We start from the raw sequence: 21,733 nt of genomic DNA on the forward strand, positions 1-21,733 counted from the left end.
AGGATAAAGTTATGCGCCATCGTAAAAGTGGTCGTCAACTGAACCGAAATAGCAGCCATCGTCAAGCAATGTTTCGTAACATGACAAGTTCACTTGTTGAACATGAAATCATCAAAACTACATTGCCTAAAGCAAAAGAGTTGCGTCGTGTTGTTGAACCGTTAATTACGCTAGCCAAAAGCGATAGCGTAGCTAATCGCCGTCTGGCTTTTGCTCGTATCCGTGATAAAGATACAGTGAAGAAATTATTTTCAGATTTAGGCCCACGTTTTGCTACCCGTCCTGGTGGTTATGTACGTATTTTAAAATGTGGTTTCCGTGATGGAGATAATGCTCCAATGGCTTATATCGAATTAGTTGATCGCCCTGCAGTAGAAGCAGAAGCAACAGCTGAATAATTATTAAATCATTGCGTATTAAAACCGGCTATATGCCGGTTTTTTATTTTCTCATTTACACTTATTGTAATTATATTTTAAATTATAAAGTGCCAACCTTATTTAAAGTTAGTTGTCAGTTAAATGATGCTAAAGAATTATCAACTAACTAAGGCAGGTGAATAACAATTATCGATGTAAGTGTAGTTAGCTAATAATGAGGTGGTGGTGTTTCTTCCGATAAGTTGGCAATATTCGATGATTGTGTTGCTTGTAGCTTTTGTGATAATAAAGTCAATTGCTCTTTTAATTTGCTGATATCTGCTTGAAGGGTTGTTACCATACGGTTTAATTCCTCAATGGTAACTTCTTGAAAAGCAACTTTAGTTTCAAGTAATTCTAGTTGTTGATTCATAAAAACAGGCTTATGTATGCATATAATATATATGCTATATTGTAAGTAAAAATGGCTATCAAATCCATCCTCGTTCGGCAAAAGAGACATATTCGCCTTTACCAATTACAAGGTGATCAATAATACGAATATCAATCAAGTTACAAACTTGATCTATTTTTACTGTTAGCGTACGGTCAGCTTGACTTGGTTCGGCTATGCCTGAAGGGTGGTTGTGTGCCAAAATTAATGCAGCGGCATTATATTGTAATGCTCGTTTAGCGATTTCTCGAGGGTGAACTTCTACACAATTATAGGTACCGATAAACATTTCTTCTGATGAAATAACATGATTTTGGTTATCTAGAAAAATCACCATAAAAACCTCACGTTCTTTATCTGCCAAGCGGCTAGCTAAATAATGGTGGGTTAGTGCTGGTGAAGTCAGTGAGTTTTCATTGGATATTTTAACTTTTAGATATCGATGTGACAACTCGACAACAGCTTTTAGTTGGGTGTATTTCGCTGTGCCTAACCCCTGCTTTTTGCAAAAATCACTATGGCTTGCATTAATTAAATTATAAAAAGAACCAAACTCATTTAACAATTTTTGTGATAGTTCTAAAACAGGTAAGCCTTTGGTGCCTGTTCGTAAAAAAAGTGCAAGTAATTCTGCATCACTGAGAGTTTCAACGCCAAATTTTAACAGCTTTTCCCGTGGCATCAACGAAGCTGGTTGTAAAGACATAATGCTAAATTCCAATAATAGCAAAATCTAGATTATTAACGGAAAAATTAACAGTACAAAACAGTGTTGTAAAATATTGGGATTTATTTCACAAATTATTAAGTAATATTTTGGATATCTGGCAAATAAAAAGCGCTATATAGCGCTTTTATCATTACATCCTAAACGACGACAACTTAGTGGCAACCGCAACCGCCATGGCCTCCGCCACAACAACCACTATCATCATCTTCATGGTCATGTCCACCACAACCGCAACCGCCATGATCATGCCCATGCTCACCATGAATATGACCGTGGGCTATTTCTTCTTCTGTGGCTTCACGAATAGCTAATACTTCAACGTTAAATTTTAGATCTTGTCCCGCTAGCATATGATTACCATCAATAGTGATATTATCGCCATCGATAGCGGTAATTTCAACTGGTAAAGAACCATGCTCAGTATCAGCAAAAAAGCGCATACCAACTTCTAATTCATCCACACCGACAAACACATCACGAGGAACATTTTGCACAAGTGCATCATTAAAATCACCATATGCATTAATTATCTCAACTTCAAATTTATCACCAACTTGATGACTTTCTAGGGCTTTTTCAAGATCTTGTAATAAGTTTCCTGCGCCATGCAAATACTCAAGCGGAGCAGTTGCTGTTGCTTCATCAACAAGAACGCCATCTTTCGTTCTAACTTGGTATGCTATACTTACTACTGTGTTTTTTGCTATTTTCATTTTATCTCCAACGGGCTATAACGAGCAAATAAGCTGTAGATTTTAGCTGAAAAAAGATTATCTGTATGCTAATTTCTCTTTTATTTTGTAAAAATATTTTAGGAAAGTATAATGATCAAGTAGCATTATGAAAGCAATTTATTCAAATAAAATAAAAATATTGGGTATTATTCTTGATAAAGGTATTTTACTCACTTTCGATATTTAATCAGGATGAAGTGATAAATATCCCTTAATAAACAGATCTCATTCTAATATTGGCGCTAGCTAGATAATTGATATTAGAAATAGTCCAACTTTGAGATGATTTAATCGATGATCAAATAAAATTGTTTTATGAAGTTTTTTAAAATAAAAAAATTGATAGATAATTATTGTTTTTGTGGGATTCTTGTCCAATAGAAGCTATTTGAATTACTGATGAGGAGCTTTTGGCATAACGCAGTTAATTGTTTATATTATTGGCAAATAACAGCTGATTATTCTCTAAATTCTGTAATGAATTGATGCAGTATTCGAGTCAATAAGACAAGTTTAATGCTCAATATCATCTCATATAAGATGTAATCAAATAGTATTCCTTATAAATAATTAGAATAATCTCTCCCGCCTGAGGCGAGAGAGAAAATCATAAGTTTATTTAAGCTCTAACTCATTCATTGCAGCAATACTAAACCCACCATCAACATGGATGACTTCGCCAGTAATGCCAGATGCTAGATTTGAGCATAAAAACGCAGCCGAATTGCCCACATCTTCGGTAGTAACTGTGCGACGAATTGGCGTGACTGATTCACAATGAGATAACATTTTCTTGAAGTCTTTAATGCCAGATGCTGCAAGCGTACGAATTGGTCCTGCTGAAATGGCATTAACGCGCACACCTTCTGGTCCCATGGCATTTGCCATATAACGAACATTGGCTTCTAATGATGCCTTAGCTAGGCCCATTACGTTATAGTTAGGAATCGCACGTTCAGCACCTAGATAAGAAAGAGTGACTAAAGCTGAATTTGGATTTAACATCGATCGGCATGCTTTTGCCATCGCAACAAAACTATAAGAGCTGATGTCATGTGCAATAGCAAACCCTTCACGAGTTACTGCGTTAACATAATCGCCATCTAATTGATCGCCAGGTGCAAAAGCAATAGCATGGACAAATCCGTCAAATTTATCCCAAGTTTTTGCAAGTTCTGCAAATAGTTCAGTGATGCTATCATCGTGAGCGACATCGCAAGGTAAAACGATTTTAGAACCAAAATCAGCAGCGAATTCTTCAACACGTGTTTTTAATTTATCATTTTGATAAGTAAAAGCTAATTCAGCTCCTTCACGATGCATCGCTTGTGCAATACCATAAGCAATAGAACGATTACTTGCAACACCAGTAACCAGTATGCGCTTACCTGCTAAAAATCCCATAAATTATTCCTCTAATGTTTCTACTTTAATAGATTAGGATAGTGACGATTATATGTTGATAACGGCAATTGCGCCACAATAAATTTATGTTTCGCAACTTGTTGTTATTTTATCTTGTGTTACTGTGAGTTGTTTATGTGCTTAGCCATTGACTATAATAGCTAACTATTAATTTGTTTTAAGGATGATGCAATTTGAAAAACTTAGTTAATTATAAAATGTTGCCAATTTGGGATGCGCAAAACTTACCGCCATCATTTAGCGAAAAGCACAATACCCAAGCGGGCACTTGGGCAAAATTACATATTATTGCTGGTAGTTTGGATTTTGAAATGCTAACTGAGCAAGGCGAGGTCATAAGTCGACATCACTATGATATTGAGCATCAACCACCATTTGTATTGCCTCAGCAGTGGCACCGTATTGCCAAGGTGTCAAATGATCTACAATGCCAACTCGCTTTTTATTGTCAACCCGAGGATTACACGCATAAAAAGTACCAAATGACTAAGACGCATTCTGAAGTCGTGTCAGCGTGTCAATTTATTCCTAGGGGGCGGGTGTTAGATCTTGGCTGTGGATCTGGTCGTAATTCGCTTTATCTTCAGCGGTTAGGCTTTGATGTAGAGGCGGTAGATAAATCTCAATCAAGTATTGAGAATCTACAACAAATTATTACAAACGAAAATTTGCCACGTATAAATGCTACGATTTATGATATTAACCAAGCAAACTTAAAAGGTGAATATGATCTAATTATCTCAACTGTTGTGATGATGTTTTTACAACCCGATAAAATCCCAGATATTATTCATAATATGCAACAAGTTACCCAATATGGCGGTTATAATTTAATTGTTTGCGCAATGTCAACGGATGATTACCCATGTTCTATCGGATTTTCATTCACATTTAAAAAACAAGAATTATTAAATTATTATCAAGATTGGGAGATCATAAAATATAATGAAGATATTGGCCAATTGCATAAAACAGATATTCATGGTAACCGAATAAAATTAAGGTTTGCTACACTTTTGGCGAGAAAACGATAAATATTACAGGATGAAATCCTGTAATATTAGCGCTTAGATTGTGAGCCTACGTATTGTTAACCCATGCTTAGTTGTTCACCAACAACAAACCATGTTTTACGAGAATTTAATAAATCTTGCGCTGACATCGGCTTTTTACCTGCAGGTTGTAGAAGTGTTATATTCAATGCATTTTGGCTAGTTGCAATACAAATACCATTTTTATCTGCTTTTAAAATAGTGCCTGCTGGTTGTTCTGTGTCAATTTCAACAACAGCGGCTTGCCATACCTTAATCGGCTCACCATTAATGTCAAAATAGCTAACTGGCCATGGGTTAAAAGCGCGAATACAACGTTCAAGTTGCTTAGCAGGTAAACTCCAATCAAGTTTTGCCTCCTGTTTTGAAAGTTTTTCGGCATAGGTTGCTTGTGATGAATCTTGCCTTTCTGGTTGGATTCTTCCTTCGCCGATTAAGGCTAATGTATCAAGTAGCGCTTGTGGTCCTAATTGGGCTAGTTTTTCATACAGTGATGCGCTGGTGTCGGTATGCTCAATTGGGCAAGAAAGTTTATATAACATATCACCCGTATCAAGCCCTGCGTCCATCTGCATGATAGTAACACCTGTAACTTGATCGCCAGCCCAGCAAGCACGTTGAATAGGTGCTGCACCACGCCAACGTGGTAGTAATGAACCATGCACATTCAAACAGCCTAATTTAGGCATATCAAGTACAGATTGTGGTAAAATCAGCCCGTAAGCAACAACAATCATAATATCAGCATTTAATTTTTCAATAATTTTTTTATTTTCTTCATTTTTAAGCGTTACTGGTTGATAAACAGTAATATCATGCTCAACAGCCAATTGCTTAACAGGGCTTGCTGTTAACTTATTACCACGACCAGCAGGTCGGTCGGGTTGAGTAAAAACAGCAATCACATTATGGTGAGACTCAATTAGCGCCTTTAGATGAGTCGCGGCAAAATCAGGTGTGCCAGCAAAAATAATATTTAATGGTTTAGTTATATGTGGCATTAGCGTTATATCCATAATTAAAAGATAATAGAAATTATACCCCAAATTTTAGCAAGAATCTTTAATCAGCAAGGAGTGATATTTATTTGTGTGCTTTCGGGCGTGTTAAACTTGCTCCGTTGGTGGTTTATTCTGATGCCAAATAACAATCGTCCACAGCCGATTGGGGGGGTTAAAAATGGGATATTTGGCGCTTAAAAATCATTCAGAAAACCCATTGATTTTATTGAAGTTTTTATTTTTTCTGGATTAAAACATGAAATGTAATTTTAAACCCAGTGAAGTGAAGGCAATAGAAAGGTAATTTATACTAGCTACGTCGCATCACCACAATTTGGTGATTGTTATGCATTATAATCATTTTTCTAGGAAGAAACGATACTCGATTTTCATATTATTACAAGCTGAAAAGAATAAAAAGAGATAGATCAATGACTCAATGAGCATTTTTTGACAATAGATTGGGAGATAAAAAAGAAATTCGAAACATAATTAATGTAAATACCCCAAACTTAGTACACAACTCACGTAGAAAATCATGCTGCTTGTTTTAGTGTTTTATACTCAATCGGTGTCATGTTATTTAATGCCTCATGCGGTCTTTCGGTGTTATAAATGGTTAGCCATTCTTCGGTTACCTTTCTTGCTTGTTCTAGATTATTAAATAGATATAAATCGAGTACTTCAGTACGATAGGTACGATTAAATCGTTCAATATAGCCATTTTGATAAGGGCTACTGGGCTGGATATAATCAATAGTTATACCATGTAATTTAGCCCAGTTGGTAAAGGTTTTTCCTGTAAATTCTAGCCCATTATCGACCCGTATTTTTAATGGATACCCATGATATTCGTCCAGTTTATCTAAGTAACGGGTAATCCTTCCTGCTGGTAAGCTTACTGCAATATCAATACCTAACGCCTCACGATTAAAGTCATCGATGACATTGAATGCCCTAAAGCGACGTTGATTACGACTACTGTCACTCATAAAATCCATTGACCAGCATTCACCTTGTTTATTGGGGACTAATAACCTTTCCGGACATCGTGGAGGAATGCGTTTTTTACGCTTTACCCTGAGATTAAGCTTTAATTCACAATACACCCGATATACCCGTTTATGATTCCATTGATAGCCGAGCTTTCTGATACGATTAAAACACTTAGGAAAGCCCCAGCGTAAATGCCGGTCTGTGATAGCATTCAACACCGAAATAATCACGGAATCATCCTGTAACTTAGATTGATAATAGTAAGCACAACGGCTTAAACCAACAATGGCACAACTCATCGTAATAGTGACTGAATGATTTTTTTGTAGTTGCTGTGCCCACGTTTTACGTGCACCAGTTGGCACTAAAGCTTTTTTATGATTTCTTCCTGAAGCTGGGATTTTAAGCTCAGTTCGGCAAACATCTGCTTAAGCTTGCGGTTTTCCGCTTCGAGTTCTTTTAGACGTTTGATATCCGAAGTTTCCATACCGCCATATTTTTCTCGCCATTTATAGAAAGTTGAATTGCCCATACCATATTTACGGCACAGCTCTTTAACGGGAATACCCGCTTCAGCTTCTTTTAAAATAGCTACGATTTGATGTTCAGTCATTTTTTCATCATTAAATCCCCTTTTCTTTTATCATAGAGAATTTTCTACTTTTTTGCTGTACTATTTTAGGGGGTAGTTACAATAAAGAAAATACCATATTTATTGAACCCACGCCCAAGAGAAAACGGCATAAGTTTAAAAGCCAGTCTTTTTTTATTTTAAGGCGTCAAGGCGAATTGCACTTCATGGTGCAGCCTAGAAAAATAAAATCAATGGCTTTTCTGACTGTTTTTAGTGCAAAATGTCTTGTTTTCAACTGTCCAACCTATTAGCCTTGCTCTGCAAGCGTTGCTTGGACAATCCGCAATGCATCAAAAGTTTCTTTAACATCGTGTACACGAATAATTTGGGCTCCTTTCATGGCTGCAATTACGGCACATGAAATACTGCCGAGCGTACGTTCTTGTGGCGGTACATTTAATACTTGCCCAATCATCGATTTTCGAGACATGCCAACCAATAAGGGTAAGTTGAAATGATGGAACTTTTCAAGCATTGCTAATAGGCGGTAATTATGGGCTAGTGTTTTGCCAAATCCAAAACCAGGATCGAGTATGATTTTTTCACGGGCAATACCAGCATTTAAGCAACGATCTATATGCTTTGCAAAAAATAGGTCGACTTCTTGATATATATCTTGCTTGTAGTACGGCGCATTTTGCATGGTTTTAGGATCGCCTTGCATGTGCATGATGCAAACAGGTAGCCCTGTTTGTGCAGCAGCTTCAATAGCGCCAGGCTCTGTAAGGGCTCGAATATCATTGATTAGGTGAGCACCTGCTTTAGCAGATTCTGTCATGACTTGTGGTTTTGAGGTATCAACCGATATCCAGACATCAAAATAACGAGCAATTTTTTCAACTAGGGGGATAACGCGGTTAAGCTCTTCATCAACGGAAACCTCGGTTGCACCTGGGCGTGTTGATTCACCACCTACGTCAATAAATGTTGCGCCAGCTTGAATCATGCTATCAACACGGCGCATGGCATCATTAAGATTGTTATAAGTCCCACCGTCAGAAAACGAGTCTGGCGTCATATTTATAATGCCCATAACTTGTGGGAATGAAAGATCCATCACTTGATTTTTAAAATGTATTTCCATGATTAAAAGCCTTATATGGTTAGTGTTAATAATGCAACAATTTAAATGGCATTGAAACTTATCAACTAGGTTGTTAAATTTTTAGCTTACTTGTTGTTTTATTCAGGTAAATTTACTTATCATCTATTTTTATTTTACCGATAAAAAACGCGCCGTAGCGCGTTATATTTTATTTGAGCTTATTAACCTTTTGATTGAGGCGGTATGTCACTTCCTTCATTGGGTATTTTGCTTGCTGCGTGTTCGTCACTTTCAGTCCAATCATCAGGCGCTGTAATCGGGCGACGTGCAATTAAATCTGCAACTTGTTTTGCTCCAATGGTTTCATACTTCATTAGTGCATCTTTCATTGCATGAAGGATATCGATATTGTCAGTTAATATTTGACGAGCTCGTTGATAATTACGATCGATAATGGCTCTGACTTCTTCGTCGATAATTCTAGCTGTTTCGTCAGAAATATCTTTTGGTCGTCCGTATGAATTATCATCGGTTTCGTAAAATAATGGACCTAAGCGTTCAGAAAATCCCCATTGTGTTACCATCGCTCGTGCATATTGTGTGGCAACTTTTATATCATTTGATGCACCAGTAGAAATTTTATTGGCACCGTAGATGAGTTCTTCTGCAAGTCGTCCACCATAAAGGGTTGCAATATCGCCTTCCAGTTTTTCACGACTTTCACTAACACGATCACCTTCAGGTAGGAAGAAGGTTACACCAAGTGCGCGCCCACGTGGAATAATGGTGACTTTATGGATAGGATCATGATCAGGCATTAAGTAGCCAATAATGGCATGTCCTGCTTCATGATAAGCGGTTGAAATAAGTTGCTCTTGAGTCATGGTTAATGAACGTCTTTCCGTGCCCATGTTAATTTTATCTTTAGCTTCTTCAAATTCATCCATTGTGACCACACGCTTATTGCGACGTGCAGCAAATAAAGCCGCTTCATTGACTAAATTCGCTAATTCTGCACCAGAATAGCCCGGCGTTCCACGTGCTAGTACCGATAAATCAACATCAGATCCTAGAGGCACTTTACGCACATGCACTGCAAGAATTTGTTCTCGACCTTTCATATCCGGTAAGCCAATTTGTACTTGGCGGTCAAAACGACCTGGACGGAGTAAGGCAGGATCTAAAATATCAGCTCGGTTGGTTGCTGCAATAATGATGATGCCACTATTAGCTTCAAATCCATCCATTTCAACTAGCATTTGGTTTAATGTTTGTTCACGTTCATCATGCCCGCCCATTGAGCCTGCGCCACGTTTTCGGCCTACAGCGTCAATTTCGTCAATAAAGATGATACAAGGCGCATGTTTGCGCGCTTGTTCAAATAGATCTCGGACACGTGATGCTCCCACACCAACAAACATTTCAACAAAGTCCGAACCTGACATGCTGAAAAAAGGCACTTTGGCTTCGCCAGCGATTGCTTTTGCTAGTAATGTTTTACCTGTACCTGGAGGCCCAACCATTAAAATACCTTTTGGAATTCGTCCACCTAGTTTTTGGTATTTACCTGGATCTCTTAAAAAATCGACCACTTCAGTGACTTCTTGTTTTGCCTCTTCACTGCCAGCAACGTCGATAAATTTGGTTTTAACTTGGTCTGGCGTTAGCATTTTGGCTTTGCTTTTGCCAACTGACATTGGACCACCTTTACCACCACCTTGCATTTGGCGCATCATAAAGAGCCAGAACCCAATAAGTAAAATGATAGGGAACCAAGAAATAAATATGCTCATTATTAAACTTGGTCTTTCATCAGGTGCACCATAGACAGGTACTTTATTGGCTAACAAGTCATCCATTAGTTTTTCATCTAAATAAGGGATGTAAGTGACGTAGTTGCCATTATTTTTGGTTGTGGCAATAATTTCACGTCCTTTAATATGCACTTCTTGGAGATTACCAGCTGTGATATCGGAATTAAATTGGGTATAATTGACTTGAGGTCCGCTATTGGATATTGAACTGAATTGGTTAAATACAGTAATCAATACTACAGCAATAACTCCCCAGATCAGTAAATTCTTTACCATGTCGTTCAAAAGAAAAACCTCTCATAAAAATTAACAGTTACGACTAAATTTAACGAAGTATGGTACTACAAAATTATACAACTGGCTACTTCATCCCCATTGCAACAATATAAACTTCTCGAGACCTAGCTCGCGAAGCCTCTGGCTTACGAATTTTGACTGTTTTAAACATCAAACGTACCTGTTTTAGGTATTCTTCAAATCCTTCACCTTGAAACACTTTGACAATAAAATTACCATTAGGCGCAAGCACATCTCTACACATCTCTAATGCAAGCTCTACTAAATACATGGCTCTGGGGATGTCAACAGCAGGTTGCCCGCTCATATTTGGCGCCATATCTGACATGACAACCTGAACTTTTTCTTCACCAACTCGCTCAAGTAACGCTTTTAGAACGGCTTCGTCCCGAAAATCACCTTGCAAAAAGTCAACACCTACAATAGGATCCATTGGTAACAAATCACAAGCAATAATGCGACCTTTGTTACCTATAAGTGATGCAACATATTGTGACCAACCACCAGGCGCAGCACCTAAATCAACAACGGTAATGTCTGGTTTGAATAATTTGTCACTTTTTTGTATTTCTTCGAGTTTGAACCATGCTCTAGAGCGTAGGCCTTTTTTTTGTGCTTGTTGTACAAAGCGATCATTAAAATGTTCATTGAGCCAACGCGTTGAACTTGCTGAGCGTTTTTTATTACTCACAGCTAATAAATCCTTAATGTAAAGAGGTCACTTCATTGATTACAAATATATATAAGGGTAGAATAGCAAAATTACAACTTAAAGTGATAAAAATTTAATGAATTTATCGAATAAACAAAAACAGTATTTAAAAAGTGAAGCTCATCATTTAAAACCTATAGTGATGATTGGGGCCAATGGATTTACCGAGGGAGTGCTTGCCGAAATTGACAACGCCTTAAATTTCCATGAGTTAATTAAGATTAAGGTTTCTGCGGAAGATCGCGAAACGAAGAAGCTTATTTGTGATGCTATTATTCGTGAAACAAAGGCTTTGCCAGTGCAATTGGTGGGTTCTAACTTTACCATTTTTAGACCAAGTGAAGATAAGAAAATCACTTTACCTAAATAAATGCGACAACAGGGCTATAAGCCCTGTTTGTTATTTATAATGTATTTAAGATTAGATATATTCCACTTTAATAATATCAAATTCCACATCACCACCAGGCGTTTTAATTTGTACAGTATCGCCATCTTCTTTGCCGATTAAACCTCTAGCAATCGGTGAATTGACTGAAATAAGATTCTGCCTGTAATCAGCCTCATCATCACCTACGATACGATAGGTTGTTTCTTCGTCTGTTTCTACATTGATAACGGTTACTGTTGCACCAAAAATAATACGCCCAGTATTTTTTACTTTTGTTATGTCAATAATTTGTGCTTGTGAAAGTTTGCCTTCAATTTCTTGAATACGGCCTTCACAAAAGCCCTGCTGTTCTCTTGCTGCATGGTATTCAGCATTTTCTTTTAAATCGCCGTGAGCTCTTGCTTCAGCTATGGCGGCTGTTATTTGTGGTCTTTTGACATTTTTGAGCTCTTCAAGTTCGGCTCGTAATAATTCAGCTCCCTTAACCGTCATTGGGATTTGTTTCATCTAGGTATCTCCCGTTTTTACTTATAGTAAATAAAAATAACTCTCCCTTATCTTAATCAAAGAAGGGGGAAAGTGAGTTGTTCAGTTATTATTTAAAAATATATAATGAAAGTTTATATCTTAACTGTAAAACCAACTTAACCACAAATCATTTATACTCAATGAGGTGCTATTTTGGTTAAAATCAGTTATCGTAATGCAATTATTCATAGTTCATTATAACAATTAAATTTATTTATGCGACGATTACGATTTTATATCATCATTTTTCTATTCATTTTTTGGCTTTTAGTTTTGTTGTCTTATTTTGTTGTGCAAACCTCTTTTGGTGCTAAAATAGTTAGTCAGCAATTATCTAGATTAAGTTCTTATACAATTTCAATAGGCAACGTTCATCATTCGCTTTCAAATTTCTATGAATTGGCTTTTGATGAAGTCGTTGTGAGCGATAATAAGCAAGAAATTATTCATATTCCTAAATTAGTGATAGGATTGGATAAAAGCAATCTTTGGCAATTATCTCACTTTAATTATATTACCATTATTAACGGCGCGGTTGCTGATACTCACTTTGGCCACTATGCCTTTTCAAGTAATACGCTAAAATTTGTTAATTCAAACGTTGATGTTCTGGTCAACAATGGAAAAGACAAACTTTCATTCAATAAAATTAATGGGGGTATTCAACCTTTTATTTCATCGGGAGCAGGTCAATATCAATTTGATTTTTCTTCACAAGATGTTTTAGTGAATCAAATTCCAATAAAATCACTACTTATTCAAGGGTTCCATCGCGATGGTGTTACAACGATTACTAATTTAGGTGGAAATATTAATAACGGCTTTTTTGTGAGTAAATTAAAAGTGCTCGCTGATAATAGTTTGAATATTGAACAATTAAAGTTACATAATATCAATTTCCAATCAACAGATGAGGCGTTTTGGAGCAACTATTCCCATATTTTGCCAAAATTAACTATTAAGCAATTATCAATACTTGAAAGTAGTATACAATTGCCTCATTTTTTAATTGAGAAAGGCAATATTGAAGTAACCAATCTTTGTTATGATGATAAGTGGCGTTTTGAGCAAAGCTCTTTTACTTTTAATGCTGATAATGTTGTTTTACATGAGCAGTCATTTTCGTCGGTATTGGTTCAATTATCATCCGATAATCAAGAAGTGACGATTCAAAAAGCGTTAGCGAAATGGAATAAAGGCAGTATAAATTTTTCTGGAAAATGGAAAGATAATGACCTACAGCTAGAGAAATTAACATTAGCCGATATCAATTATGACGTTCCTGAAAAATTTGAGCTACCCGTGTTACCCGATATTTTTAAGCATATTATAGTTGATAAACTTGATATTTTACAAAGTTTAATAATTAGAAAATACAGCGATTTTCCGTTTAGCCTATATAATTTTCAAGCTTCAGGTTCAAATGTTGTTTTAGCTGAAAATCAAAAATTAGGCATATTTTCAGGAACTGTGTTTTTTAAATCAGAAAAAGGTTCGTTTAATAGAGTTGATATTCGTTATCCAGATCTGGTCCTAAAATTTGATGCTCAAAATCATGCTTTGTTAACTTTTGGCTCTTTAGTTAATAGTGGCATGATCGAATCCCAAGCAGATATTGATCTGTCGCAAAATGAGCCGTTATCTTTGAAATTTAATGCATATAATATCACCAGTTCGTTGTTAGAAGACTGGAAATTGGTAAAGCAACCTCCAACAGCGATAAATTATTCAGCTAATTTACATGGACAATTTCGACCATTTAGCTTTGCAGGGGTGTTTTCGACAAACGAGGGAAATGATTATATTATCAATCTTGAGCATTGATTTTTATAAAAGCATCGTTATATAACTGGTTAAGATGTATAAGATGCGCTTTCTATGTGTGTTTGAGTGTGAAAGCTCAACAATTAGTATGATATGAGGGTGTTATTTTGCTTGTAAGATTAGATAAATGGCTTTGGGCTGCAAGATTTTATAAGTCTCGCTCATTAGCTCGAGAAATGGTTGAAGGTGGTAAGGTACATTATAATGGTCAGCGCTCTAAACCAAGTAAAATTGTTGAAGTTGGGGCCATTTTAACGCTTCGCCAAGGTTTGGATCAAAAAACAATTCAAATTTTAGCTATTAGCGAGCAACGAAAAACTGCTACTGAAGCTCAACAACTTTATCTAGAAACTGCCGATAGTATTGTTAAACGAGAAGCAATGGCACAAGCACGTAAACTCAATGCATTGACAATGCCGCATCCCGATAGAAGACCTGATAAAAAGGAGCGGCGCGATTTGATTAAATTTAAATACAATAGGCAACAAGGTGACAACAATTAATATGGATACTTTAAATCGTTTTTTATTTGATAATCATCCGATTCGTGGTGAAATTACCCGTCTTGAGCAGACGTATGAAGCGATTTTAGATAATCATTCATACCCAATTGCGGTACAAAAATTACTTGGTGAATTGTTGGTTGTAACCAGTTTATTAACCGCAACACTAAAATTTGAAGGTGATATTGCTGTGCAGTTGCAGGGGGATGGCGCTTTATCTTTAGCGGTAGTGAATGGTAATGATCAACAACAGTTACGTGGTGTTGCTCGAGTTAACGGCGAGATCGCTGATAATGCGACGCTTAAAGATATGGTAGGTAATGGTTATGTTGTTATCACTATCACACCAAAACACGGTGAGCGTTATCAAGGAATTGTCGGCTTAGAAAAAGATACGCTTATTGGTTGTATCGAAAACTATTTTATGCAATCGGAACAACTGCCAACGCGCTTATTTGTCAAAACGGGAGTGTATAATAATAAGCCAATGGCAGCAGGCATTTTATTGCAAGTTTTGCCCGCTCATGAAAACACCTATGAATCATTTGAGCATCTTAGTGCATTAACTGAGACAATGACTAGCGATGAGCTGTTTCAGCTTCCGACTGATGAGATTTTATACCGCCTATATAATCAAGAAGACGTACGCCTTTTTGAAACACAGGATATTATTTTTAAGTGCGGATGTTCACGCCAACGTTGCGAGAATAGCTTAATGACCTTACCAAATAATGAGGTTGATGAAATTCTAGCTGAACAGGGCGGCAAAATTGATATTCATTGTGATTATTGCGGAAAGCATTATTTATTTGATTCAATCGATATTGCCGAAATGAGAAGCAAACATAACTTTAGTTATCATTGATATTGCAGATAAAAAGAACCACTAAAACTTATAAAGTTTTAGTGGCAAAGTGAAATATAGGGAAATTAAACCCGCATTTAGTCTATCAGAATTGGCAAAAGATACCAATTTTTTTAACAGTTTCATGTAATTTTTTATTAAAGACACTGATAAACCTGCTTTTCATTAATAAAAATTTAGAATAAAGAACATATTTGATCTAAATTTTTGTCTAACTAACATATATTATCTATATAGATATCTTCAACAAGAGCGTGTTGATTACTGATCTTCCATTTAATATTAAAATGGTAAAGCGTCAGTCCATAGGTTTGTTCATTAATTTTTTTTTGTTTGTAGGCAGGCCTTGGATCTTGAGAAATAACTTGGGTAATGAGCTCAGTGAGCTGAGGATAATCCTGTTTTTGTAAATCTAAAATTAATTGTGCTTTTTGTGAAAATGTAACAGTTAGCTTTTCTTCTGGTGTAGATTGTGCGTATCCTGCAAATGCATCTGAATGGCTGTCACAATAAGGAATATAAGGCTTGATATCAATAATTGGTGTGCCATCGACTAAATCTAGGCTACCTAGTTTTAAAATGACCTGTTTATTTTCAACAAGGATGTCTTTTAATTCAACAGCAGAAAGCCCTATATGGTTAGGTCTAAATGGCGAACGTGTAGCAAATACTCCCATTGTTTTATTGCCGCCTAAACGCGGAGGGCGTACGGTTAATCTCCATTTTTCAGGAGCAATATGGTGAAACAGGAATAATAGCCATAAATGTGAAAACTGTTCCAGCCCTTTAACACTGACGGGATCATTGTAAGGCGCTAATAAGTAAAGCTCGCCTTGTCCTGCGTTAACTAAATTAGGTTGCCTTGGCACAGCAAATTTTTCACTATAAGGGGAACGGATTATGCCGATTGGCTTTATTTGATATGTCATTGTTTATTGATTTATAGAAAATTTTTAAGTGGATTGGTTTATTTTCTTTATGCTAATCGTTTTCATGCTAATAGCTTTTATGCTAATAGCTTTCCGCCGATAACAGAAGCTGGCGGAATTGATAGTAATAAGTATTTATTGTAAGTTATTACCAACCGCGAATAGCGCCACCATTAAAGATTTGGTTAGCTTTTTCTGCCACTGCGTCAGTTTGGTATGCTTTAACAAAGTTTTTTATGCTTTCATTCTCTTTGTCAGCTTCACGAGAAACAATAATGTTAACATAAGGGGATTCTTTATCTTCTACAAAAATACCATCTTTACTTGGTGTTAAGTTGGCTTGCCCTGCAAAGGCGTTATTGATAATTGCAAGATCAACTTGAGCATCATCTAATGAACGTGGCAACATTGGTGCTTCAAGTTCAACGATCTTATAGTTGTAAGGATTGCTAGTGATATCAAGTACAGTAGGCAATAAACCTTTAGATTTATCAACTGTAATCATGCCTTCATGTTGTAATAATAATAACGCTCGTCCTAAGTTGGTTGGGTCATTAGGAATAGCAATAGTTGAATTAGCTGGAATAAAGAAGGTTTCACCGCGTGGTGATGTCACTTTTACACCTTCACCTGTTTCTGTTGATTCTTCAATCGGTTTTAATTTGCGAGAATAGCTTGAAATTGGATAAACAAATGAGTTTCCAACAACAGCTAATTTATAGCCACGTTCTTTTATTTGCTCATCTAAATAAGGCTTATGTTGGAACGCGTTTACTTCAATTAAGCCATCATTTAATGCTTGGTTTGGTGTAACGTAATCGTTAAAAATAACTAGTTCAACATCTAAATTATAAAGATCTTTTGCTTGTTGTTTAGCTACTTCGGCAACCTCTTGTTCAGGACCAGAAATCACTCCTACTTTGATAGAACTTACTTTAGCAGGCTCTGCTGATTTGTTATCTGTTGTAGCTGGTTGTTTATTATTATCACAGCCAGTTAAAAAAAATGTACTTACCAATGTGCTAATAAGTACTAGCTTTTTAATAGACATATATTTCTCCCAAAATTAATGATGTGTAACTCGTTTAACAATCCTATTGCCAATAAATTGAATAATAAAGACAATAATAATTAATATAACCAAAACAGTATTCATTATAGCAGGCTTGTAGCCGTTGTAACCATATTGAATAGCTAGTTGTCCAAGACCTCCAGCGCCAACGGCTCCGGCCATCGCAATGTATCCTGTCAAAGTAATTAAGGTAATCGTCATGCTATTAACAATTACAGGTAATGATTCAGGTAATAAAACCTTATATATAATTTGAAATGGTGTTGCTCCCATTGAGCGAGCCGCCTCAATTAACCCTTTAGGTACATCTAACAATGCATTTTCAATCATGCGTGCAATTAATGGCGATACACCAATACTTAACGGTACTACAGCTGCTTGTTTACCTATAAAGGTTCCCATTAACAACGTGGTAAAAGGAATAATCCATACAATTAGTATAATGAACGGAATAGAACGAAATATATTAGTAATAAATGAAATAGCACTATTAGTTATATAGCAATCTAAGATCTGCCCTTTGCGTGTTGTATAAAGCAATATTCCAATAGGTAATCCAATCACTGTTCCCCAAAAACCCGATAGAAAGATCATATAAAGGGTTTCATCAGTGGCTTGTGCCATTTTCAATAGCATAGCTTGATTAAAACCATTGTATGATGAACAAAAAGCAACAAAGTCACCCCAAAAGCTGTATTGGGATAAATAATGAAATAGTGATTCGAAAGGTTTAAAGGAAGGAATAAAATCAAACATAGCCGAGAACCTCTACTTGGGTATTATTTTTTATTAAAAATTGAATTGCTGGTGCCATACTTTTCGGGTTCCCTTTCATTTCTGCTAGCATTAAGCCAAATTTAACCCCCCCTGCATAATCCATTTGTGCACTAATAATATTACTATCAATTTCAAATTCTTTAGCAATTTGCGATAACAAGGGGGAGTCGACAGAAACTCCCGTAAACTCTAAACGTACTAAAGGATTGAGCCCTTCTTTTGGTTCAGGTGATAGCCTTGTTAAATAATCATCAGGAATATTAAGATGCAAGGTTGATTGAATAAATTGTCGTGCAATATCTGTTTTTGCATGTGAGAACATTTCACCTACTGATGATTGTTCAACCAATTCTCCATTGCTGATCACTGCTACTTGATCACAAATTTGTTTTACTACATCCATTTCATGTGTGATTAATAAAATGGTTAGTCCTAATTTTTGGTTGATATCTTTTAATAATGCCAAAATTGAATGAGTGGTTTCAGGATCAAGGGCACTTGTTGCTTCATCGCATAATAAAACTTTGGGCTCACTTGCTAAAGCTCGGGCAATGGCAACACGTTGTTTTTGACCGCCAGACAAATTGGAAGGATAAGCATCGGCTTTTTCAGCTAAGCCAACTAATTCAATTAATTCATTAACCTTTTGCTTGATTTTTGATTTTGGGGTTTGGCTTAATTCAAGAGGAAATGCAATATTATCAAATACTGTCCGTGAAGAAAGTAAGTTGAAGTGTTGAAAAATCATGCTTATCTTTTGACGTATTTTGATTAACTTTCTATTTGGTAGATGTGTTATTTCTTGATTATCAAAAAAAATTTTACCACTAGTCGGTTTTTCTAGAAGATTAACACAACGAATAAGTGTGCTTTTTCCTGCCCCTGATTTACCGATAACACCATAAATTTTTCCTTGAGGAACATGTATTGTAATGTCTTTTAATGCATGAATTGGCGTTTTATTATGTTCGAATATTTTCGAAATATGTTGTAACTGTATCATAATATATAAAAATAAAATGTGAATAGGCGAATATTAAGACGTCTAGACATCTAAGTCAATCGATAATATGCTATGCGAAGTAGAGCAATACCTAAATTAAAAGGAAAAGAGTCAATATGAAACCAGCTATTTTTTTAGATCGAGATGGTACTATTAATGTAGATTATAATTATGTGCATACCATTGATAAATTTCATTTTATTGATGGTGTTATTGATGCGATGCAAGAGCTCAAGAAAATGGGTTTTTTGTTAGTCATCACAACAAACCAATCAGGTATTGCCCGAAACATATTTACTGAAGAACAATTTCACACGTTGACAGAATGGATGGATTGGTCACTACAAGATCGCGGTGTTGATTTAGATGGTGTGTATTATTGCCCTCATGATCCGTTAATTGATAACTGTGAATGTCGCAAACCAAGTCCCGGTATGATTCAAACAGCAGCCAAAGAACTAAAAATTGATATTGCTAATTCCTATATGGTTGGGGATAGAGTGTCTGATTTATTGTCGGGTAAAAAAGCGGGTGTTAAAAAAACCGTATTAGTAAAAACGGGTGATACCATAACAGAAGAAGCATTAGAACAAGCTGATTGGGTTATTGATAGTTTGGCTGATCTGCCAAAAAGAATAAAAAACCAATCTTGATTGTGGTTTTAACTAATACAGTGTTTAGATTAAACGCTGTATTAAAGTGATACTTTTAAGTCTTAGTGAGGCAATGGTTAATCCAATAAAACAGGCACTAATAAAAGTAACAACAGTTATACCTAGCTGATTTATAGAATAAAGAATAGCTGCCAAATATAAAAATAAGCAAAGTAATAAGTACTATTAAGCTCCAATATGGAAAATCAACTTTATCCTGTTTAGATGTTACAATTGGTAAATAATAAATAGTCCCACCAAACTCATACCGATTAATGAACTACCATGTTGTAATAATTTATAAATTGGAATTTCCATTTTCCCTATATTAACAGTATCTTGTAATAAACTGAAAGTTGAACAAAGCAACCCCCCAATGCTGACAGCAATATTTATTCCAGTTGAAAATTAAAGAATTAGCAAATCGCTTATAAAAGAAATTAGGTAAATTTTTAATTAAAGTATTTTGGACAATAAAATGAAAAATATAGGCAATAACTAGGGTCATTGATAAATCAAATAAAAAATACCAGCTAGACTATGATTTAAAGTGTTTTTTACCTCCATTCTTAAGAAGTATTCAAAATCGGGCGCCATACTACCAATAATCAAAGCCGTCATAGAAAATAGGTGGGGTTTCTTATATAGAAGTAATATGATAGCAGGATGAGCGAATGTAAAAGGCATTTTTTATTCTAACTTAATAAAGCGTATTTAATTTGAAGTTATTTTGTCTGTTATAAAAAATATAATTAACTAGCAAAGATATTAAAATTTGCATTTACAATAACTAACTTTAGTTTGTTTTTAGCTCATCTTGAATAAAAAAAACGCAAACAAGAATAAAATGCACAATAACCTCTTGCGCGAATTTTTAAAGTCCCTATAATGCGCATCCACTGACACGGCGTCAGCGAAAAGCTGAGGCAAGTTAGTGAAAAAAGTAAGATCAAAAATTTTGAAAAAAGATCTTGACGAATAAAAAAGGTTAGCGTAGTATACGCAACCCTTGAGACAGCGAAGTAAATTGACGAAAAGTTAGTTGATTTAAAAAAGCTGTTAGCTCTTTAAAAATAAGAAACAGACAATCTGTGTGGGCACTTACGAGACAAAAGATAAAGTCTACGGACTAAAAAATTAAGTCTTGATAAGTGACACTGAAGATTCATTTGAATATGTCAGAGACAGTTATTGAGCATCAAACTTTAAATTGAAGAGTTTGATCATGGCTCAGATTGAACGCTGGCGGCAGGCTTAACACATGCAAGTCGAACGGTAACATGAGTGCTTGCACTTGATGACGAGTGGCGGACGGGTGAGTAAAGTATGGGGATCTGCCGGATGGAGGGGGACAACAGTTGGAAACGACTGCTAATACCGCATAAAGTTGAGAGACCAAAGCATGGGACCTTTGGGCCATGCGCCATTTGATGAACCCATATGGGATTAGCTAGTAGGTGGGGTAAAGGCTCACCTAGGCGACGATCTCTAGCTGGTCTGAGAGGATGGCCAGCCACACTGGAACTGAGACACGGTCCAGACTCCTACGGGAGGCAGCAGTGGGGAATATTGCACAATGGGGGGAACCCTGATGCAGCCATGCCGCGTGTATGAAGAAGGCCTTCGGGTTGTAAAGTACTTTCGGTGATGAGGAAGGTGTTGTATCTAATAGGTGCAACAATTGACGTTAATTACAGAAGAAGCACCGGCTAACTCCGTGCCAGCAGCCGCGGTAATACGGAGGGTGCGAGCGTTAATCGGAATGACTGGGCGTAAAGGGCATGTAGGCGGATAATTAAGTTAGGTGTGAAAGCCCTGGGCTCAACCTAGGAATTGCACTTAAAACTGGTTAACTAGAGTATTGTAGAGGAAGGTAGAATTCCACGTGTAGCGGTGAAATGCGTAGAGATGTGGAGGAATACCGGTGGCGAAGGC

22 protein-coding genes and 1 rRNA gene are annotated in these 21,733 nt (G+C 36.3%); 8 read left to right on the forward strand and 15 right to left on the reverse strand.

What is annotated here, in order from left to right:
- Positions 1-11: 11 nt before the first annotated feature.
- On the forward strand, positions 12-398 hold the full coding sequence (gene rplQ / locus A9G42_RS12885) for a 50S ribosomal protein L17 (protein ID WP_065558593.1): 387 nt from the start codon (positions 12-14) through the stop codon (positions 396-398).
- A gap of 190 nt (positions 399-588) precedes the next feature.
- Here rplQ and A9G42_RS12890 read toward each other — a convergent pair whose 3' ends face one another.
- The 4 genes from A9G42_RS12890 to fabI form a co-directional block, all read right to left on the reverse strand.
- Entirely contained in the window at positions 589-792 is a 204-nt protein-coding gene (locus tag A9G42_RS12890; RefSeq protein WP_065567148.1) for a SlyX family protein, read from the reverse strand.
- A 58-nt stretch (positions 793-850) separates the two neighbouring features.
- The gene (radC, locus tag A9G42_RS12895) at positions 851-1,519 is read right to left on the reverse strand and encodes a RadC family protein (protein WP_065653597.1); all 669 of its coding nucleotides are present in this window, start codon (positions 1,517-1,519) and stop codon (positions 851-853) included.
- 176 nt (positions 1,520-1,695) lie between these two features.
- On the reverse strand, positions 1,696-2,256 hold the full coding sequence (gene slyD / locus A9G42_RS12900; RefSeq protein ID WP_065567146.1) for a peptidylprolyl isomerase: 561 nt from the start codon (positions 2,254-2,256) through the stop codon (positions 1,696-1,698).
- 636 nt (positions 2,257-2,892) lie between these two features.
- Positions 2,893-3,681 (reverse strand): enoyl-ACP reductase FabI, encoded by a 789-nt coding sequence (gene fabI / locus A9G42_RS12905; RefSeq protein ID WP_065567144.1) that lies wholly within the window; start codon positions 3,679-3,681, stop codon positions 2,893-2,895.
- A gap of 194 nt (positions 3,682-3,875) precedes the next feature.
- Here fabI and tehB point away from each other — a divergent pair, with 194 nt between their 5' ends.
- Positions 3,876-4,736 (forward strand): SAM-dependent methyltransferase TehB, encoded by an 861-nt coding sequence (gene tehB / locus A9G42_RS12910; protein WP_065567143.1) that lies wholly within the window; start codon positions 3,876-3,878, stop codon positions 4,734-4,736.
- Positions 4,737-4,792: 56 nt separating this feature from the next.
- Here the strand turns inward: tehB and fmt are convergent, their stop codons facing one another.
- From fmt to rlmE, 5 genes are all read right to left on the reverse strand, one after another.
- On the reverse strand, positions 4,793-5,746 hold the full coding sequence (gene fmt / locus A9G42_RS12915) for a methionyl-tRNA formyltransferase (RefSeq protein ID WP_065653600.1): 954 nt from the start codon (positions 5,744-5,746) through the stop codon (positions 4,793-4,795).
- A gap of 545 nt (positions 5,747-6,291) precedes the next feature.
- Positions 6,292-7,364 (reverse strand): IS3 family transposase gene (locus A9G42_RS12920; RefSeq protein WP_442903205.1). Its coding sequence is split into 2 segments (ribosomal slippage): positions 6,292-7,130 and positions 7,130-7,364, totalling 1,074 coding nucleotides; the frame shifts between segments, so codons are not numbered across the junction.
- A 268-nt stretch (positions 7,365-7,632) separates the two neighbouring features.
- Positions 7,633-8,469, reverse strand: a complete 837-nt coding sequence (folP, locus tag A9G42_RS12930; protein ID WP_065653598.1) for a dihydropteroate synthase — start codon at positions 8,467-8,469, stop codon at positions 7,633-7,635.
- A 182-nt stretch (positions 8,470-8,651) separates the two neighbouring features.
- Positions 8,652-10,529 carry an ATP-dependent zinc metalloprotease FtsH gene (ftsH, locus tag A9G42_RS12935; RefSeq protein ID WP_082212204.1) on the reverse strand — a complete coding sequence of 626 codons (1,878 nt, stop codon included), beginning with the start codon at positions 10,527-10,529 and terminating at the stop codon, positions 8,652-8,654.
- Positions 10,530-10,605: 76 nt separating this feature from the next.
- Complete coding sequence (gene rlmE, locus A9G42_RS12940) at positions 10,606-11,232, reverse strand: 23S rRNA (uridine(2552)-2'-O)-methyltransferase RlmE (protein ID WP_065582208.1); 627 nt, start codon at positions 11,230-11,232, stop codon at positions 10,606-10,608.
- Between the two features lie 97 nt (positions 11,233-11,329).
- On the opposite strand from rlmE, the gene yhbY reads away from it, so the two are divergent.
- Positions 11,330-11,623 carry a ribosome assembly RNA-binding protein YhbY gene (yhbY, locus tag A9G42_RS12945; RefSeq protein ID WP_065582207.1) on the forward strand — a complete coding sequence of 98 codons (294 nt, stop codon included), beginning with the start codon at positions 11,330-11,332 and terminating at the stop codon, positions 11,621-11,623.
- Between the two features lie 51 nt (positions 11,624-11,674).
- Here yhbY and greA read toward each other — a convergent pair whose 3' ends face one another.
- Entirely contained in the window at positions 11,675-12,151 is a 477-nt protein-coding gene (greA, locus tag A9G42_RS12950) for a transcription elongation factor GreA (protein ID WP_065566577.1), read from the reverse strand.
- Positions 12,152-12,448: 297 nt separating this feature from the next.
- Here greA and A9G42_RS12955 point away from each other — a divergent pair, with 297 nt between their 5' ends.
- The 3 genes from A9G42_RS12955 (at position 12,449) to hslO (ending at position 15,364) form a co-directional block, all read left to right on the forward strand.
- Positions 12,449-13,996 carry a hypothetical protein gene (locus A9G42_RS12955; protein ID WP_179854654.1) on the forward strand — a complete coding sequence of 516 codons (1,548 nt, stop codon included), beginning with the start codon at positions 12,449-12,451 and terminating at the stop codon, positions 13,994-13,996.
- 107 nt (positions 13,997-14,103) lie between these two features.
- Positions 14,104-14,499 carry a ribosome-associated heat shock protein Hsp15 gene (gene hslR / locus A9G42_RS12960; RefSeq protein WP_218057004.1) on the forward strand — a complete coding sequence of 132 codons (396 nt, stop codon included), beginning with the start codon at positions 14,104-14,106 and terminating at the stop codon, positions 14,497-14,499.
- A gap of 1 nt (position 14,500) precedes the next feature.
- A complete protein-coding gene (gene hslO, locus A9G42_RS12965) occupies positions 14,501-15,364 on the forward strand; it encodes an Hsp33 family molecular chaperone HslO (protein WP_065566580.1) in 864 nt (287 codons plus the stop codon).
- 215 nt (positions 15,365-15,579) lie between these two features.
- On the opposite strand, the gene tsaA is transcribed toward hslO, so the two are convergent.
- From tsaA to metN, 4 genes are all read right to left on the reverse strand, one after another.
- The gene (tsaA, locus tag A9G42_RS12970; protein ID WP_065566581.1) at positions 15,580-16,293 is read right to left on the reverse strand and encodes a tRNA (N6-threonylcarbamoyladenosine(37)-N6)-methyltransferase TrmO; all 714 of its coding nucleotides are present in this window, start codon (positions 16,291-16,293) and stop codon (positions 15,580-15,582) included.
- A gap of 148 nt (positions 16,294-16,441) precedes the next feature.
- Positions 16,442-17,344: a methionine ABC transporter substrate-binding lipoprotein MetQ gene (gene metQ, locus A9G42_RS12975; protein WP_065587799.1), complete on the reverse strand. Its 903-nt coding sequence runs from the start codon at positions 17,342-17,344 to the stop codon at positions 16,442-16,444.
- A 15-nt stretch (positions 17,345-17,359) separates the two neighbouring features.
- The gene (locus tag A9G42_RS12980) at positions 17,360-18,001 is read right to left on the reverse strand and encodes a methionine ABC transporter permease (RefSeq protein ID WP_065566589.1); all 642 of its coding nucleotides are present in this window, start codon (positions 17,999-18,001) and stop codon (positions 17,360-17,362) included.
- Between the two features lie 112 nt (positions 18,002-18,113).
- The gene (gene metN, locus A9G42_RS12985) at positions 18,114-19,145 is read right to left on the reverse strand and encodes a methionine ABC transporter ATP-binding protein MetN (RefSeq protein ID WP_065587800.1); all 1,032 of its coding nucleotides are present in this window, start codon (positions 19,143-19,145) and stop codon (positions 18,114-18,116) included.
- A 116-nt stretch (positions 19,146-19,261) separates the two neighbouring features.
- Here metN and gmhB point away from each other — a divergent pair, with 116 nt between their 5' ends.
- Positions 19,262-19,798, forward strand: coding sequence for a D-glycero-beta-D-manno-heptose 1,7-bisphosphate 7-phosphatase (gmhB, locus tag A9G42_RS12990; RefSeq protein ID WP_065566584.1), 537 nt, complete (start codon positions 19,262-19,264; stop codon positions 19,796-19,798).
- Between the two features lie 504 nt (positions 19,799-20,302).
- On the opposite strand, the gene A9G42_RS14895 is transcribed toward gmhB, so the two are convergent.
- Positions 20,303-20,485 carry a DUF4184 family protein gene (locus A9G42_RS14895; protein ID WP_082212207.1) on the reverse strand — a complete coding sequence of 61 codons (183 nt, stop codon included), beginning with the start codon at positions 20,483-20,485 and terminating at the stop codon, positions 20,303-20,305.
- Positions 20,486-21,005: 520 nt separating this feature from the next.
- On the opposite strand from A9G42_RS14895, the gene A9G42_RS12995 reads away from it, so the two are divergent.
- Positions 21,006-21,733, forward strand: a 16S ribosomal RNA gene (locus A9G42_RS12995); the annotation flags it as partial.

The organism is Gilliamella sp. Nev6-6 (assembly GCF_001690605.1).
Lineage (GTDB): Bacteria > Pseudomonadota > Gammaproteobacteria > Enterobacterales > Orbaceae > Gilliamella > Gilliamella apicola_C.

What these genes read in the sequence shown, in the direction of transcription:
- tsaA (WP_065566581.1), bottom strand. Translation starts at nt 16,293, where the DNA reads ATGACATATCAAATAAAGCCAATCGGCATAATCCGTTCCCCTTATAGT.
- folP (WP_065653598.1), bottom strand. Translation starts at nt 8,469, where the DNA reads ATGGAAATACATTTTAAAAATCAAGTGATGGATCTTTCATTCCCACAA.
- slyD (WP_065567146.1), bottom strand. Translation starts at nt 2,256, where the DNA reads ATGAAAATAGCAAAAAACACAGTAGTAAGTATAGCATACCAAGTTAGA.
- greA (WP_065566577.1), bottom strand. Translation starts at nt 12,151, where the DNA reads ATGAAACAAATCCCAATGACGGTTAAGGGAGCTGAATTATTACGAGCC.
- rplQ (WP_065558593.1), top strand. Translation starts at nt 12, where the DNA reads ATGCGCCATCGTAAAAGTGGTCGTCAACTGAACCGAAATAGCAGCCAT.
- A9G42_RS14895 (WP_082212207.1), bottom strand. Translation starts at nt 20,485, where the DNA reads ATGCCTTTTACATTCGCTCATCCTGCTATCATATTACTTCTATATAAG.
- A9G42_RS12890 (WP_065567148.1), bottom strand. Translation starts at nt 792, where the DNA reads ATGAATCAACAACTAGAATTACTTGAAACTAAAGTTGCTTTTCAAGAA.
- A9G42_RS12980 (WP_065566589.1), bottom strand. Translation starts at nt 18,001, where the DNA reads ATGCTATTGAAAATGGCACAAGCCACTGATGAAACCCTTTATATGATC.
- gmhB (WP_065566584.1), top strand. Translation starts at nt 19,262, where the DNA reads ATGAAACCAGCTATTTTTTTAGATCGAGATGGTACTATTAATGTAGAT.
- fabI (WP_065567144.1), bottom strand. Translation starts at nt 3,681, where the DNA reads ATGGGATTTTTAGCAGGTAAGCGCATACTGGTTACTGGTGTTGCAAGT.
- radC (WP_065653597.1), bottom strand. Translation starts at nt 1,519, where the DNA reads ATGTCTTTACAACCAGCTTCGTTGATGCCACGGGAAAAGCTGTTAAAA.
- hslO (WP_065566580.1), top strand. Translation starts at nt 14,501, where the DNA reads ATGGATACTTTAAATCGTTTTTTATTTGATAATCATCCGATTCGTGGT.
- metQ (WP_065587799.1), bottom strand. Translation starts at nt 17,344, where the DNA reads ATGTCTATTAAAAAGCTAGTACTTATTAGCACATTGGTAAGTACATTT.
- yhbY (WP_065582207.1), top strand. Translation starts at nt 11,330, where the DNA reads ATGAATTTATCGAATAAACAAAAACAGTATTTAAAAAGTGAAGCTCAT.
- metN (WP_065587800.1), bottom strand. Translation starts at nt 19,145, where the DNA reads ATGATACAGTTACAACATATTTCGAAAATATTCGAACATAATAAAACG.